The 14,157-nt window shown below is 62.8% G+C and carries 14 protein-coding genes and 1 tRNA gene; 7 read left to right on the top strand and 8 right to left on the bottom strand.

Annotated features, from left to right (window positions below):
- Nucleotides 1–14 precede the first annotated feature (14 nt).
- Nucleotides 15–1,961, bottom strand: a complete 1,947-nt coding sequence (locus tag ACPPVP_RS27130) for a diguanylate cyclase domain-containing protein (RefSeq protein WP_426526162.1) — start codon at nucleotides 1,959–1,961, stop codon at nucleotides 15–17.
- Nucleotides 1,962–2,206: 245 nt separating this feature from the next.
- Between ACPPVP_RS27130 and ACPPVP_RS27125 the strand changes: the two genes are divergently transcribed.
- Genes ACPPVP_RS27125 through ACPPVP_RS27115 form a run of 3 tightly spaced genes read left to right on the top strand, consistent with a single transcriptional unit; the run spans nucleotide 2,207 to nucleotide 4,890 of the window.
- Nucleotides 2,207–2,764 (top strand): GbsR/MarR family transcriptional regulator, encoded by a 558-nt coding sequence (locus tag ACPPVP_RS27125; protein ID WP_426526159.1) that lies wholly within the window; start codon nucleotides 2,207–2,209, stop codon nucleotides 2,762–2,764.
- Nucleotides 2,765–2,791: 27 nt separating this feature from the next.
- Entirely contained in the window at nucleotides 2,792–3,457 is a 666-nt protein-coding gene (locus tag ACPPVP_RS27120; RefSeq protein ID WP_426526157.1) for a DUF4166 domain-containing protein, read from the top strand.
- Nucleotides 3,454–4,890, top strand: a complete 1,437-nt coding sequence (locus ACPPVP_RS27115) for a TIGR01777 family oxidoreductase (protein ID WP_426526155.1) — start codon at nucleotides 3,454–3,456, stop codon at nucleotides 4,888–4,890. The genes ACPPVP_RS27120 and ACPPVP_RS27115 overlap by 4 nt, the downstream gene beginning before the upstream one ends.
- Before the next feature lie 12 nt (nucleotides 4,891–4,902).
- Here ACPPVP_RS27115 and ACPPVP_RS27110 read toward each other — a convergent pair whose 3' ends face one another.
- The 3 genes from ACPPVP_RS27110 to ACPPVP_RS27100 form a co-directional block, all read right to left on the bottom strand.
- On the bottom strand, nucleotides 4,903–6,000 hold the full coding sequence (locus tag ACPPVP_RS27110) for a hypothetical protein (RefSeq protein ID WP_426526153.1): 1,098 nt from the start codon (nucleotides 5,998–6,000) through the stop codon (nucleotides 4,903–4,905).
- 128 nt (nucleotides 6,001–6,128) lie between these two features.
- Entirely contained in the window at nucleotides 6,129–7,649 is a 1,521-nt protein-coding gene (locus ACPPVP_RS27105) for an ATP-binding protein (protein WP_426526151.1), read from the bottom strand.
- A gap of 107 nt (nucleotides 7,650–7,756) precedes the next feature.
- Complete coding sequence (locus tag ACPPVP_RS27100; RefSeq protein WP_426526149.1) at nucleotides 7,757–8,605, bottom strand: LysR family transcriptional regulator; 849 nt, start codon at nucleotides 8,603–8,605, stop codon at nucleotides 7,757–7,759.
- 118 nt (nucleotides 8,606–8,723) lie between these two features.
- On the opposite strand from ACPPVP_RS27100, the gene ACPPVP_RS27095 reads away from it, so the two are divergent.
- Nucleotides 8,724–9,152 (top strand): tautomerase family protein, encoded by a 429-nt coding sequence (locus tag ACPPVP_RS27095; protein WP_426526147.1) that lies wholly within the window; start codon nucleotides 8,724–8,726, stop codon nucleotides 9,150–9,152.
- A gap of 20 nt (nucleotides 9,153–9,172) precedes the next feature.
- On the opposite strand, the gene ACPPVP_RS27090 is transcribed toward ACPPVP_RS27095, so the two are convergent.
- Nucleotides 9,173–9,472, bottom strand: coding sequence for a hypothetical protein (locus tag ACPPVP_RS27090; protein ID WP_426526145.1), 300 nt, complete (start codon nucleotides 9,470–9,472; stop codon nucleotides 9,173–9,175).
- Nucleotides 9,473–9,734: 262 nt separating this feature from the next.
- On the opposite strand from ACPPVP_RS27090, the gene ACPPVP_RS27085 reads away from it, so the two are divergent.
- Complete coding sequence (locus ACPPVP_RS27085; protein WP_426526143.1) at nucleotides 9,735–10,151, top strand: GFA family protein; 417 nt, start codon at nucleotides 9,735–9,737, stop codon at nucleotides 10,149–10,151.
- Nucleotides 10,152–10,214: 63 nt separating this feature from the next.
- On the opposite strand, the gene lipB is transcribed toward ACPPVP_RS27085, so the two are convergent.
- Nucleotides 10,215–10,940, bottom strand: a complete 726-nt coding sequence (gene lipB, locus ACPPVP_RS27080) for a lipoyl(octanoyl) transferase LipB (RefSeq protein ID WP_426526141.1) — start codon at nucleotides 10,938–10,940, stop codon at nucleotides 10,215–10,217.
- Nucleotides 10,941–11,003: 63 nt separating this feature from the next.
- Here lipB and ACPPVP_RS27075 point away from each other — a divergent pair, with 63 nt between their 5' ends.
- On the top strand, nucleotides 11,004–11,246 hold the full coding sequence (locus ACPPVP_RS27075; RefSeq protein WP_066505938.1) for a FliM/FliN family flagellar motor switch protein: 243 nt from the start codon (nucleotides 11,004–11,006) through the stop codon (nucleotides 11,244–11,246).
- A 107-nt stretch (nucleotides 11,247–11,353) separates the two neighbouring features.
- Nucleotides 11,354–11,438 (top strand) — tRNA-Leu (locus ACPPVP_RS27070).
- A 166-nt stretch (nucleotides 11,439–11,604) separates the two neighbouring features.
- Here the strand turns inward: ACPPVP_RS27070 and ACPPVP_RS27065 are convergent.
- Both ACPPVP_RS27065 and ACPPVP_RS27060 read right to left on the bottom strand, forming a co-directional pair.
- A complete protein-coding gene (locus tag ACPPVP_RS27065; protein ID WP_426526139.1) occupies nucleotides 11,605–12,789 on the bottom strand; it encodes an FAD-dependent oxidoreductase in 1,185 nt (394 codons plus the stop codon).
- 49 nt (nucleotides 12,790–12,838) lie between these two features.
- A complete protein-coding gene (locus ACPPVP_RS27060; RefSeq protein ID WP_426526137.1) occupies nucleotides 12,839–14,038 on the bottom strand; it encodes an ABC transporter substrate-binding protein in 1,200 nt (399 codons plus the stop codon).
- Between the last annotated feature and the right edge of the window lie 119 nt (nucleotides 14,039–14,157).

The following is a 14,157-nucleotide window of genomic DNA, read 5'->3' as shown; positions in this document are numbered from 1 at the left end:
CGCCGGAAATTGCACTAACGCGTCCGTTCGCCCGGCGTGAACTCGCCGTCGTGCTGGATCGATTCGCTCTCGACATAGTGCAGGTCGAGGGAGGAATACAGGATGCTGCGATTCCGGCCGAGACGCTTGGCTTGATAGAGCGCGGTGTCGGCTTCTCCCACCAACGCGGCCTCGTCGATCGTCGAGCGGTTTCTGGCGGCGACGCCCGCGCTGATGGTGATGTATCCGCGGCTGGAGGCCGTGTTCGGAATGCCCAGCGCCCGAACCGTCAGCCGAATGCTTTCGGCGACCTTCAGGGCGGCGCTTTCCGTGGTATTCGGCAGCACGACGGCGAATTCCTCGCCGCCATAGCGTGCCGACAGGCCCGACGTATTCGAGGTCGTATCGCCGATCGCCTTTGCGACCGCCTGCAGGCAACGGTCGCCGGCCTGGTGTCCGTTGGTGTCGTTGTAACCCTTGAAATTGTCAATATCGAACAGCAATACCGCAATCTCGTCGCAGGATTCGTATTCGCGCCGCAGGAAGCCGTCGAAGGTGCGGCGGTTGGTGAGCCCGGTCAGTCCGTCGGTTGCAGCGAGCTGGGTGAGGCGGCGGTTGAGCTGGGTCAGCTCGTCTTCCATGCGCTTGCGTTCGGTGACGTCGCGGATGACGCAGAGGAATTCCGTCCGGGTGGGATCGCCCGGTTCCGTCGCCAGCTTGAACTTGCTTTCCACCCACGCCAGCGTGCCGTCGCCGCGATAGTGTCGGAACACGACGGTGCTGACACTGTCGACGCTATTGATCCCCGCGGTCGCCGATTTGATGCTCTCCCTGTCGTCGGGATGCACCAGGTCGAAGCACGATTTGCCGACAATATCCTTCGGGCGGAATCCCAGCACCGATTCGGCCGACCGCGAAACATAGCGCAACAGGCCGCGGGCATCGATCAGGATGATGATGTCGGCGATGTTGTCCGCGAGCAGGCGGTAATGGGCCTCACTCTGGCGCAATGCACGCACAGCCTTTATTCGGGAGCGCAGTTGCAGGGAGAGCAGCGCGGCCAGCAGAACGATCATGCACAGCAGCGCGCCGGCAACGATGGCGTCGGTTCGTAGCGTTCTCCGCCAATCCGCCAGCAGCCAGTCTTCCGACATTGCCAGGGTGACGATCGTCGGATAATGCGGTGTTTCCTCATAGCCGAAATATTTCACGATACCGTCGAACGGGGAGATGATCTTGTAGTACCCGACGGAACTGAGCTTCAGGTACCTCGAAAACAGATCGGTCCCGGAAAGATTCGTACTTCTGTCGGAGAACGGCCAGCGGATCAGGACGGCGCCGTCATTCCGTAACAGGCTGATGCTGCCGTCGGGACCGAGCTGGAAGGTCTTGTAGAAGCGATTGAAGTAGTCGCTGTCGATTGCGGCGGTGAGGACACCGGCGAAGCTGCCGTCCTGCCTGTCGATGCGTTTCGAAAGGATGATCGTGGACCGTCCGGTCAAGCGTGACTGAAGCGGTTCGTTGATGCGCAGTGCGCCTCCCGGTGTGTCCCGATGATGGATGAAGTAGCTTCGGTCGGAATTACTGTGCCCTGGTGTTTCCGGCAACGACGAATATCGCCATTTGCCGTCGACATCGAGCACGCCGATCTCGCGAAGCTGAGGCAGCGAACTGACCGTCTCTGCCAGGTATGGGTTGAACCGCTCCGGCAGCGGATCCCGATACTTAAGCAAATCGACCATTCCGGCCATCGCGATATCGGCTGATCGGATGGTATGCGATGCGTGCTCGGCCAACGAGTGCGTGAGGTTCTGAATGTCGGTCTGGCCGCCCGCGAGCGCGGTCGCCTTGGCCTCGAGCGATTTCCAGATCACGACGCCCAGAACACAGGCGGTCATCGCCAGCGCAAAGGCGATCACCGCCGCTACGGGAGATATCCGGCGCAGCAGCCTGCCGGGGCCTGGGAAGTTTCGATCGGGCATCTTCCGCCTTGATGGCCGTGCCAGACCTCGTTGCCGGCAATGCGTGAGGGGAATCTAAGAGGCGGCCGGTGCCAAAGGGTTAACGAATTGACCCGGGAAACGACGGAACCGGAATTTCGTTCGGGTTCCGTGGCCGGAACCCGAAAGCCGGGGGCAGGAGGTCATTCCAACGCAAGTTTCCGACCGCGACACTGGCGCTGCGCGCGGGACTTGACATTCAGGCAGTTCCGTCAGATATTTCTGTTATGACAGAAACAACCGATAAAAAGAAACTCCCGGCCGCCGTCGAGCGGTTCATCCTGCACTGGGGCGACATGGGGGACGAGTGGGGCGTCAACCGCTCCGTCAGCCAGATCCACGGCCTGCTGTATCTCGCCGAGGTGCCGATGACCGCCGAGGACATCGCCGAGACGCTCGGCATGGCGCGGTCCAACGTCTCCAACTCGATCAAGGAATTGCTGGCCTGGAATCTGATCCGCCGGGTGCCGATCCTCGGCGACCGCCGCGATCATTTCGAGGCGGAGACCGACATCTGGGAAGTGGCGGCGCGGATCGCCGCCGGCCGCAAGGAGCGCGAGATCGATCCCGCGGTCGATGCGCTGCGCGCCTGCGTTTCGGACGCGGCTGACGATCCGACCATCAGCCCGATCGCGAGCAAGCGGCTGAAGGAAATGCTGGCGTTCACTGAACTGGTCGACCGCTGGTACATGCAGATGCTGAACGTGCCGCGGCCGAGACTGGTCGCGCTGATCAAGCTTGGCGAGAAGATCGTCAGTTTCTTGCCGGTGGGGAAATCCAGGTAGGGCAGAGGGGCAAAGCAGGAGCGTGTGATGGCGTCTACAAGAGTACCAAGGCTTCCCGCAACGCCCGCCTCGAACACCATCCTGCTAGACGACCGCCGCTTCCACAATCTGTTGCCCGACCAGGAGTGGGGCCGGCTGCCGCTGGCGATCTGGCGGCGTTTTTCAAAGCGTTTTGCCGATGGCGAGACCGTCGTCTATGTCGGCACAATCGAGGAGGCGAGTTTTAGCCGCGCCGGCTGGTGGCTGGCGCAGCTTGCGCGCCTGATCGGCGGGCCGCTGCCGACTGGGGCCGAGACCGGCGTCCCGATGGTCGTGACGGTGACCGAGGATGCGGCGAGCGGCGGCCAGATCTGGACCCGCATCTGTGCGCGCAGCAACGGCTTTCCGCAGGTGATCCATTCCGCCAAACGCTTCGCCGGTCCGACCGGGCTCGAAGAATATGTCGGCTACGGCATCGCCATGGCGCTGCGCATCTCCGTCGAGCACGAGGCGCTGGTGTTTCGCAGCGTCGGATATTCCCTGCAGATCGGGCCGTTGCGATTGCCGCTGCCCACGCGGTTCACGCCCGGCGACCTCACCGTGATGCATTCCGATCTCGGCGGCGGCACGTTCCGCTTCACGCTGGATATCGTTCATCCGCGCTTTGGCAAACTCATTCGTCAATCCGCATTGTTCCGGGAGGCCGCATCATGACGTCGCTGCTTTGGATCCTGATCGCGATTCAGGTCGTGATGGGTGTGTTCGACACGTTCTATCACCATGAACTGACCGAGCGGCTCGCCTGGCGTCCCTCGCAGCGCTACGAGCTGCAGCTCCACAGCCTGCGCAACATGCTTTATGCGCTGCTGTTCCTGGTGCTGGGCTGGCTGGAAGTGCACGGCATCCTGGCGATGCTGATCATCGCGGTGCTGGCCGCCGAAATCGTCATCACGCTGATGGATTTCGTCGAGGAGGACATGAGCCGGAAATTGCCGGCCAGCGAACGCATCAATCACACGCTGCTCGCGATCAATTACGGCGCCATCCTGGTGCTGCTGCTGCCGGTCCTGATCGATTGGGCGATGCAGCCGACCGGCGTCACATCGGCCTACACGGGCTGGCTCAGCCTGATCGCGGCGGCGGCCGCCGCGGGCGCCGCGCTGTGCGGCCTGCGCGATTTTACCGCGTCAAAGCGCCTTTCGCGCATGACCTGCGCACCCGCCGCAGGCCTGGTCGAAAAACTGCCCGCGCGGCAGACCGTGCTGGTCACCGGCGCCACCGGCTTCATCGGCAGCCGTCTGGTCGCAGGCCTGAGCGGCGCAGGCCATCAGGTGATCGCGCTTGTGCGCAACCCAGCGAAAGCCGAGATGTTGCCGCCGCCGATCACGCTGATCACGAGCCTCGATCAGCTTCCGGCGAACACCCATATCGATGCGATCGTCAATCTCGCGGGCGAGCCGATCGGCAACGGGCTGTGGACCGAAGCCAAGCGTCGAAAAATCCTCGACTCCCGCATCAACATGACAGGCGATGTCGTTGCCCTGATCGCGCGGCTGGAACGCAAGCCGGCGGTGCTGGTCTCGGGCTCCGCGATCGGCTGGTACGGGCTGTGGCAGGACCAGGTGCTGACCGAGTCGGCAAAATCCCATACCTGCTTCAGCCACGAACTCTGCGACGCCTGGGAGAACGCGGCGGGTCTGGCCGAAGCGCACGGCGTGCGCGTGGTCTGTCTGCGGATCGGCCTCGTGATCGGCACCGATGGCGGCTTCATCACGCGGATGCTGACACCGTTCGAATTCGGCCTCGGCGGACCGCTGGGCTCGGGCCGGCAGTGGATGTCGTGGATCGAGCGCGACGATCTGATCCGGCTGATCGCGCATGTGATCGCAAAGCCTGAACTGGTTGGGCCGATCAATGCCACCGCGCCGATTCCCGTGACCAATACGAAGTTCACCGAGGAATTGGGCCGCCGGCTGCACCGGCCCGCGATCTTCCGGATTCCCGGCGGTTTGCTGCGCCGTGTCGGCGGTGACTTTGCCAATGAATTGCTGTTGGGCGGCCAGCGCGTACTGCCGAACAAGGCGCTCAGCAACGGCTTCGTATTCCGTCACGAAACGCTGCGCAGCGCGTTCGAGGCGATCCTGTGAGGGGCGCTGCGATCAGCCGCCCCTCAACATCGACAGAATCTGTCTTGTCGATTTGTAGCTGGCGACCGCATGGTCGCGGAAGCTCGGTGTCCAGTTCACGGCCTGGCGTTCCTCTGAACTCATCGACGAGTAGGTGTTGAGGATTCCGAGGCTGAGCTGGGACGGGTCGCCGCTGGTCTGGCTCTGATTGAGTGCGGCGAGAATGCTGGCACGGCTGCGCGAAGCCAGCAACTGCTTGGCGGCAAAGCTCTCCAGCTTCGAGAACAAGCCATCCTGGTTGAGCGAGATCGCCGCCAGCGAACGGTTGTCGAGCGAAGCGAGGTCCGCCTGCTGACCGGTCTTGCGGCCCGGATCGTACACCAGCTCCTTGCCAGCGGCAGTGGCGGCCTTGGCCTGCGCGTCGAGCGCGGCGCGGACTTTCCTGGCGACGGTCGAGATATTCTGGGTTGCGGTGCTGTCGCCAGCGGCATTCTGCGACAGATAGGCACCGACCGGATCGTTGGCGATGTCGGGCACGACAGCCGGATTTTGCAGCGTGGCCTGGACGCCCTTGAGCACCGCAGCCCGCTGTGCCGACCAGGTCACCGTTGCCTTCTCCTCGTCGCTCGCGCCATCGAGATAGTCGAGCGCTGCCTTGTAAAGCGAACTGAAGTCGCCTGTCAGCTTCGACGTCGCCGCGGCCGGCGCCAGCACGTTGTCGAAGCGGCTGCCGAGTTCGGTTGTGGCGGCCTTCTGTTCGTCGGGGCTGAACTTGCCGCCATTGTTGGTCGCAACCGCAAACAGCGAACGTCGGTCGAGCGACGACAGGTCGACCGTCGTCTTGCCGTCGGTGCCGATCGGCCCCTCGACCTTGGCGGCGGCGTAGAGCGCATCGAGCGCTGAGCGTGCCTCGGCAGTCACTGTCGTAAAATCCTTCGATGCCGCCCCGCTGGCGAGCCGCGCTCGCGCCGCTGCCGACAGCGTCAAATTGGTCGCCGCGGAGCTGTCAGGCGGATTGCCATTCTCCGCATCGTTGAGCGTGTTGGCCAGCGACGGTTGGGTGGCAGCCGCACGGGCATAGGCCGAGCCCAGTTGGGCGTACGGATTCGGTCCGGTGTTTATCGAGGTCATTCGCGTTCCCCGTTTGGGCGACGGTTAAGGGACCGTTACCGCCGCGGACCATTTCAAAGCATGGTTAAGGGGTCGTAAATGTTTCCCGATGTTTCCGGATATTTTCCGGCGTGTCCTGCCTGGTGTCGTCACCGCGGCAGCTTCGCGATCGCCTGGCTGAGTTCGTGGATTTCATAGGGCTTGCGCAGAATCGGAAAATCGCCGCGCACACTCAGCGCGGCATCGCTGTAGCCGCTGGCTAGCAGGATCGGCAGTCTGGGCCTGACAGCCTTCAGGTGGCGCGCCAGACCGAGGCCGTCCATTTTGCCGGGCATCACGATGTCGGAGAAGACGAGGTCTATTCCGTCGAGCTCGATTTCGCGCAAGGCCGCTTCGGCATTCGCCACCTTGCGGACGGTGTAGCCGAGCTGTTCGAGCAGGCCGGCGCTGACGGATGCGACCTCCGGATTGTCCTCGACCAGCAGCACGATGCCGCTGCCGCTGATCTCCGCCGCATTGGCGTCCTCGGCCGCGGGCGCGGTTTCCTTTCGCGGCAGCAGGATCGTGACCCGGGTGCCCTTGCCGAGTTCGCTCGCCACCTTGACCGTTCCGCCGGCCTGATGCGCGAAGCCATGAACCTGAGACAGTCCCAACCCGGTGCCCTTGCCGATCGGCTTGGTGGTGAAGAATGGATCGAAGATCTTGCTGAGAATATCGGGCGCGATGCCGGAGCCGCTGTCTTCGACAGCAATGGCGACATACTCGCCGGCGTTGATCTCGTCGCGGAGCGTGTCGTTACGCGCCGATATCGTGATGACGCCGCCGGTCATCGCGTCGCGCGCGTTGATGACGAGATTGACCAGCGCCGTCTCGAACTCGGCGACGTCGACCATGACCGGCCAGACCCCCGGGGCGACCTCGAATTGCAGCGTCACCGCGCTGCCGACGCCGGTGTTGAGCACTTCGCGCACCGCATAGATGCGCTCGGCGATGTCGACCGCCTGCGGATTGACGCTCTGCCGCCGTGCGAACGTCAGCAACTGGCTGGTGAGGGAGGCGCCGCGCTTGGTTGCCCCTTCGATCGCCGCCAGCGCCCGCAGGCATTTGGGATCGGTGTCCATGGCTTTCCTCAGCGTGTGAAGACTGCCGCTGATGATCATCAAGAGGTTGTTGAAATCATGCGCCACGCCGCCGGTCAGCTGGCCGAGTGCGTCGAGCTTCTGCGATTCTGCAAGCTGCTGGTGCACCTGTTCGAGCTTGAGCTGGGCTTCGCGGCGTTCGGTAATGTCCCGGGTGATCTTGGCGAAGCCGACCAGCTTGCCGTCTTCATAGATGGTGTCGATGATGACGCTGGCCCAGAAGAAGGTGCCGTCCTTGCGGACGCGCCAGCCTTCCTCCTCGTAGCGGCCCTGTTCGCGGGCAATGCGCAAGGCGCGGATCGGCTTGCCGTTGGCGCGGTCGACTTCGGTATAGAAACGGGAAAAGTGCTGCCCGATGATTTCGTCGGGCGCGTAACCCTTGATCCGCTGGCCGCCGATGTTCCAGCTCGTCACCACGCCGTCAGGGTCCAGCATGTAAAGCGCGTAGTCGGCAACGCCTTCAACCAGGAGTCGGAAATTACGTTCGGATTCGTATAGATCCCTTTGCCGTTGCTGATCTTTTTTGAACATCCGACTGTCCGTTTCAGTGGCGCAAACGTACAACGCGCGCATTGGTTCCCGAAAAATCGGCTTTTTAACGAAATGGTCCGTTACGCCGGCGAAACGGACCGCTTCGCCTAGGCAACCGCGCTCCTGAACGTCGCCGCCAGCGTCCGCAATGCCGCGCGCTTGGCGGGGTCGCTGACCTTTGAGTGCAGCATCACCTTCGAGGAAGAAAGCCGCGGCATCCCTTCGGCCGGTCCGATGTCGACCAAGCCTGGCGGCGCGATCCGCCGGGCCAGCGGCGCTACCGCAAGGCCGGCCAATGCGGCTGCGGCCACGGCGGTGACGCCGCCGCCCACAAAGCGCTCGGTCCATGCGATGCCGGCCTTGTCGAGGGCGCGGATGGCGAGCGCGCGCACGCCGCAGGGCGGCGCCAGCGTGGCAAGAGGCAGCGTCTCGCCGCGGCGCCAGGCCAGGCGTTTGGCGGCGAACCAGCCGAACTCATCCTCGGTCAGCTTCTCGCCGCCGCGACGGCTGCCTTCCTGCCGCACCACCACGGCGTCGAGTTCGCCGGCATCGTAGGCATCCAGCATCGCGCGCGAAAAGCCGATGGTCACGGAAAGCGCCAGTTGCGACGACATCGCGTGCAACCGTTCGAGCAGCGGCACCAGTTCCGGCCCCGCGGCGTGATCGGAGATGCCGAGCGACAATTGCTGGCGCGCGGGCGTCTCGCCCGATAACGCGCGGTCATGCGCTTCGATCAGCGCGCGGGCGTGGGACAGGAACGCCGCGCCTTCGGCGGTCAGGGCGACCGCCCGCGGCGAGCGCTCGACCAGCCGCTTGCCGACCACGCTCTCCAGCCGCTGCAGCTTCATGCTGACGGCGGCTTGCGTGGTGCCGAGCACCTCGGCGGCGCGGGTGAAGCCCTGCAGTTCGGCGACCAGCAGGAACGCCTGAACGGTGTCGATATCCAGCGTGCTCATATCATCATCAACATATGTTATCACTGTTATGAACAGAGATAAGATACCAAAATGATGGCCCCGGGTCTACATCAATGGGAGCGCGATGCTAGCGCGATCCATCGAAGGAGAAACGACCATGCCGCTCATCACCGTCACCTATTCCAGCGTCCGCAAGTCGCCGTCGCTGAAGGCGGAAATCGCCACTGCCGTCAGCGATCTCACCGCTCGAATCCTGCGCAAGGACCCCAAGGTCACGGCCATCATCGTGAAGTCGGTCGATGCCGCCGACTGGTTCGCCGGCGGAAAGTCGCTCGCCGAGCAGAGCCTCGCCAGCTTCTGGCTCGACGTCCATGTCAGCGAGGGCACCAACACCAAGGACGAGAAGGCGGCCTATCTGGCCGAGCTGTTCCGGCGCATGGGCGAACTGCTCGGGCCGCTGCACGAGGAAAGCTATGCCCATGTCGACGAGGTCAAGGGAGACGCCTACGGCTTCGGCGGCCTCACCCAGGAGCGCCGCTACATCGCAGGCAAGCTGGAGGTGGCGCCGCGGAAGGCTGCGGCGTGAACTTTATCGGGAAGCGCGTGTCACGTCCTTAGTACGCCCAGCACGGCCGCCGTCGCAGCAACACCCGAGAGCGCAATCACGGTTGCGCGCCAAAGCAGTTGTTGCCGCGCGGCGCGCCGATCCTGGAACGCCAGCCAGTCCCGGACAAAGCCGGCCGGAACGTCCTGCACGACGTTGCGCCGGGTGGGATGCCGGGTTTCGTGATCCACGAACATGGCCCGCACGTTCGCCACGCCCAGATGGTCAAGCTCGCAATTCCATTGCAGGGCATTCGCATTGTTGGTCCACCGGTTTTCGAAGGGAAGTCTGTCCGTCGTCATCGCGACCCCCTGTTCCAAATCCGCTTGCTCAGAATATGTGCGCCCGGTTCACGCCCGGCGGAAGATCTGTCGCCGCCAAATCGCAAAAAAAGAGGAAGTCGCTGGCGGAACAAAGCCTCGGGCCAAAGACAGATCAGATATCAGTGCCGATCGGCAACGGGGAGCTCATGGAGCAACTCGTATCAACCAAAACTGCTTGCCCAAGCGACTGGACGCCGTATGATTTTCCGACACTGACGGGTAGCGGGAGAGGTATGAGGGGATGCGCACGGCGACCTGCCAATGTGGGCAGCTAAGCGTTACTGTCGAAGGCGAACCTGCGATGGTGACAGCCTGTAACTGCACGCGATGCCAACGGCGTTCGGGAAGCGCATTTTCTCTCTCGTCCCGATGGACCTCCGAACAGGTAATCAACCGCCTGGGCGATAGCTCGATCTTCACCCGCAAAGGAGCGTCAGGCGGGAACGTTCACTGTGTATTTTGCCCTCGATGTGGCTCGACAGTAAGCACGAGCCTCGAACTTTTTCCCGGCCTCATCGGCATACCGGTTGGTTGCTTTGCCGACCCATCTTTCCCTGCGCCGCAGGTGGCGGCCTGGTGCGATTCGAAGTTTGGATGGGTTCGCTTTCCTGAGGGGCTTGTGTTGCTGCGGGACCAGAGCCGACCGATGGAAACATGACAGGGTAGATCGAGATCAAATCGGTTCGGGATCGCCCTCACGGATTTCCGGTGATCAAGCGGCCTAAATCGCTTCCGGCAGGCGCGCAGCTGTGGCGCCGAACACGTCTTCAAACGCCCGCCGCAGCGCGACGTCGACATCTTCCATCGTCACGGGCAGGCCGAGATCCACCAGCGAGGTGACGCCATAACGTGGATCGACGACGCCGCAGGGAACGATCGCGGAAAAATGCGAAAGCTCCGGCTCGACATTGATGGCGATGCCGTGGAACGACACCCAGCGCCGCAGCCGCACGCCGATCGCGGCGATCTTGTCCTCGTAGCCCGCGCCCTTGTCCGGCCGCCTGACCCAGACGCCGACGCGGTCCTCGCGCCGTTCGCCGCGCACGTTGAAGGCGTCGAGCGTGCGGATGATCCATTCTTCAAGGCCGGCCACATAGGCCCGCACGTCCGGCCGGCGGCGCTTGAGGTCGAGCATCACATAGGCCACCCGCTGGCCGGGGCCGTGATAGGTGAGTTGCCCGCCACGGCCGGTGGTGAAGAGCGGGAATCGGGGATCGAGCAGGTCGCCTTCCTTGCCGCTGGTGCCCGAAGTGTAGAGCGGGGGATGCTCCAGCAGCCAGACAAGTTCGGCGGCTCTGTGCTCGGCGATATCGGCCGCGCGTGATTCCATCTCGGCCACGGCCTCGGGGTAGGGCACAGGAGCAGCCGAAATCCGCCATTCGACCTCACCGCCGCCCTGGGCTCGCGCGAATGTCGTCAAATCAAGGCTTTGGCGGTCATTAACCATTGGCTAACCATAACGTGGTCAGGTGGAACCACGCAATTTAGTCCCCCTTTAGGCGGTTCAGTAGTGGCGACTCTCGATAAAGTCAGCGTCGATCTCATGGTGGTGCTCGGCACCACGACCATGCCCATCCACCAGGTGATGCGGCTTTCCCGCGGCGCCATCATCGAACTGGACGCCACCGAGGCGGACGAGGTCAAGATCCTCGCCAACAACCTGCCGGTGGCTTCCGGCGTGGTGCTGGTCGATCGCAACCGTATCGCGGTCGAAGTCAAGCAAATGCTGCCGAAATCGCCTGATGTCAGGTAGTTATTCGTAGTTATTCAGTCGCAAAACTGCCTTGTCCCCCCATCCCTGATTTGTTACATCGGCGCCGTTGATCCGGCGGACGCTAGTCCTTCCAGCCGGTATCCCAAGCGCTCGTGGCGGAATTGGTAGACGCGCTGCCTTGAGGTGGCAGTGAGTAAAATCGTGGGGGTTCGAGTCCCTCCGAGCGCACCAAGGGCATAAGTCATTAATGCGAAAAATGTTTTCGCGATCGTTCTGTTCCCACGTCGTTGCCGGCAGCGAATTCTGGAATGCTTTTCCGCTAATCCTCGCTGTTTGATCTCCTGGCCGGCATTTGCTCTCATAGCCACCGGACATTTGTGGTGGCGATCAAGGCCGCTCAGGCCAAAAGTTGGCGTTGTGAGCGGGCGAGCCCTCGCAATGCCGCCGCAGCTTCTTCCACGTCGTACGGAAATATCCAGGCCGCGGCCGACATCCATTCCCGCATCCGCTCCCCCTGTTCGGAAGGGTTTCCGGCTGCGGATCGGTAGAACCTGCCAGCGAGGCGCGAGGCGGCCTGGACACCGCTCGTGCGTTCCAGCCTCAGGTTCTGGTAGGCCTGCAGCCTCGCCGGAATTTCGTCGCGCCGTGCGTGCTCGAGCAGAACGGCAAGGGCAAAACCGTCCTCAATGGCTTGCCCGGCACCCTGGCCGAAATGCGGGACCATCGGGTGAGCGGCGTCGCCAAGAAGCGTGACACAGCCTTTCGACCAATAGGGCAAGGGGGGCCTGTCATAGATGCCCCAGCGAAAGGTGTGATCGAGCCCTGCGATGAGGTCCCGGACGGGAGCATCCCAATTCCGATACTCGCCCGCGAGTGTCGCGACGTCGCCCGGCGCAAACCAGGTTTCTTCCATATCGAGGGGGCTCGGCACGAACGCGACAATATTGATCAGGCGCCCCTGGGACACCGGAAAGCAAATAAAGCTGCGGCCGTCCCCCATCCACATGTTCAAGCCGCGCAGTTCTCCGGCCCACGACAGCTGTTCCGCCCGCACGAGTCCCCTGTAAGCCACGATACCTTCGCTGGTCGGGCGCGCCGTCAGGCCAATCTCGCGCTGAACGATTGAATGGATGCCATCCGCACCGATGACCACATCCGCATCGCAGACGGCACCATTGGCAAATCTCAACCGCGCTCCGGTTGGCGCTTCATCGACGGCAATACAGCGATGTCCGAAGCGGACTGGTCCTTTCACCGCACCAAGCAGCATCTCGAGGAGCTCGGCGCGGTGGATCTGATAGCTCAGCACCGCGGGAGAACCGGACGAGATAGGCTCTCCCCGTGAACTCCGCAGCGTGAGGCCCGGGCTCCTTGTGGTGATCCTCTCGATGTCATCGCGAAGCGGCGTGCGCTTGAGCAAGAGCACTGCATTCGGAGGGATGGACAGTCCGGCCCCGGCCTCACGCGGGGACTCCGCGGCTTCGAAAACGGTGACGTTCATGCCCCGCGCGCTCAACGCGAGCGCCGCAGACAATCCACCAATCCCTGCGCCGACGATGGCAATATTCAGTCTGTCGGTCATTGGCCCCGATCCACCCATCGAACATGTTCGTTTGCGAAGCGATCAATCGTCAGTTGCCGATGGCATCATCGAGCGGCACCCATCTGGTGCCGTTGAAACGTGCCATCCTGGCCGTTCTCCAGCCGATCCGGCTCGAGGGGGTGACGTTGATCGTCAGGCCAGGCAGAAACGTCGCCAGCTGAAACCCTTGAATATCGGTTGCCTGCCTGATGAGGTTTTCCCGCGACAGGTCGTCGCCGCACTTCTTCAGGACCTCGACAATCATCTGGGCGGTCGCATAGGGGAAAATCGATTCCTCGATATCGTCGTTCGGTGCCCACTCCTTCATGAAGGCCCGATACTCCCGCATACCGGCATCGTCATCCCACATGGGATCCTCTGTTGTCTTCAGCCAGAACGCGCTGACCGCGCCGGTCGAGGCCGCAAGTCCTGCCGGACGCAGGACAGCCGAAATGCTGCTGACTCCGGATAGCAGCACATGCTGGACCTTCCAGCCAAGCTCATGCGCCTTGCGGATGGCTTGCGCGGCAAAGCGTGCGTTGGAGGCATGAAACAACGTATCGGCACCGGAGGCCTTGAGTGCCACGATTTGTGAATCGACCGTTGGATCCAGGATGTCGTAGGCGGCCTCTCCGACCACCATGGCCGAGGCTCTCGATCCCAGAGCCGCCTTGAAGCCGGCCAGGTTGCCCTTGCCCAGATCGTCGTTCTGATAGATCACCGCGACCTTCGCGTCAGGCTTGGTCTTCAGCAGATACTCCGCGTAGATCCTGGTCTCGACCGGCTGCGGAATCATGAATGTGGTCGTCCATGGCAGATTCTCGGGGTCGTCGAGCTTCGGCGTGCTGGAGAGCACGAGGATTTGCGGCACGGCCTTGCTGTTGAGATATTTCGCAATCGCAAGATTGGTTGGGGTCCCAACCGATCCCACGATCGCCAGCACGCCATCGCTCTCCACCAGCTTCCGCGTCTGCTCGACCGTCTTGGCCGGCGCGAACGCATCGTCGAGCGAGACCAGCGTGACCCGGCGGCCATTGATCCCGCCGGACGCGTTGATCTTTCTGAGATAAGCCGCCTCCACCCGGCCGAACCTGCTGAGCGAAGAAAGCGGTCCGCTATACGGCATGGTCTGTCCGAGTTTGATTTCGGTGTCGTTGACACCGGGCCCATATTTCTTGTCGGCCGCCGCAACGGGCGAAAAGCCGACGATCGAGAGACCCAACGCAGCGAGGATCAGGGGCCGGTTCATGGAGGCGTACCTCATATTGGCGGCTTCGACGGGGAGCGTTTTGCTATCCCGGGCTGTACGATGATGCTGTACAATCGTCGCTGCGTCCCGAAACTCCGCCGAAATTTTCCGAAAGCAAG

The sequence above is a fragment of the Bradyrhizobium sp. McL0615 genome (assembly GCF_049993905.1).
In the GTDB taxonomy this organism is placed as follows: domain Bacteria; phylum Pseudomonadota; class Alphaproteobacteria; order Rhizobiales; family Xanthobacteraceae; genus Bradyrhizobium.
This window is presented reverse-complemented; position numbering and strand designations above follow the sequence as displayed.

What these genes read in the sequence shown, in the direction of transcription:
- ACPPVP_RS27130 (WP_426526162.1), bottom strand. Translation starts at nt 1,961, where the DNA reads ATGCCCGATCGAAACTTCCCAGGCCCCGGCAGGCTGCTGCGCCGGATA.
- ACPPVP_RS27125 (WP_426526159.1), top strand. Translation starts at nt 2,207, where the DNA reads ATGACAGAAACAACCGATAAAAAGAAACTCCCGGCCGCCGTCGAGCGG.
- ACPPVP_RS27120 (WP_426526157.1), top strand. Translation starts at nt 2,792, where the DNA reads ATGGCGTCTACAAGAGTACCAAGGCTTCCCGCAACGCCCGCCTCGAAC.
- ACPPVP_RS27115 (WP_426526155.1), top strand. Translation starts at nt 3,454, where the DNA reads ATGACGTCGCTGCTTTGGATCCTGATCGCGATTCAGGTCGTGATGGGT.
- ACPPVP_RS27110 (WP_426526153.1), bottom strand. Translation starts at nt 6,000, where the DNA reads ATGACCTCGATAAACACCGGACCGAATCCGTACGCCCAACTGGGCTCG.
- ACPPVP_RS27105 (WP_426526151.1), bottom strand. Translation starts at nt 7,649, where the DNA reads ATGTTCAAAAAAGATCAGCAACGGCAAAGGGATCTATACGAATCCGAA.
- ACPPVP_RS27100 (WP_426526149.1), bottom strand. Translation starts at nt 8,605, where the DNA reads ATGAGCACGCTGGATATCGACACCGTTCAGGCGTTCCTGCTGGTCGCC.
- ACPPVP_RS27095 (WP_426526147.1), top strand. Translation starts at nt 8,724, where the DNA reads ATGCCGCTCATCACCGTCACCTATTCCAGCGTCCGCAAGTCGCCGTCG.
- ACPPVP_RS27090 (WP_426526145.1), bottom strand. Translation starts at nt 9,472, where the DNA reads ATGACGACGGACAGACTTCCCTTCGAAAACCGGTGGACCAACAATGCG.
- ACPPVP_RS27085 (WP_426526143.1), top strand. Translation starts at nt 9,735, where the DNA reads ATGCGCACGGCGACCTGCCAATGTGGGCAGCTAAGCGTTACTGTCGAA.
- lipB (WP_426526141.1), bottom strand. Translation starts at nt 10,940, where the DNA reads ATGGTTAATGACCGCCAAAGCCTTGATTTGACGACATTCGCGCGAGCC.
- ACPPVP_RS27065 (WP_426526139.1), bottom strand. Translation starts at nt 12,789, where the DNA reads ATGACCGACAGACTGAATATTGCCATCGTCGGCGCAGGGATTGGTGGA.
- ACPPVP_RS27060 (WP_426526137.1), bottom strand. Translation starts at nt 14,038, where the DNA reads ATGAACCGGCCCCTGATCCTCGCTGCGTTGGGTCTCTCGATCGTCGGC.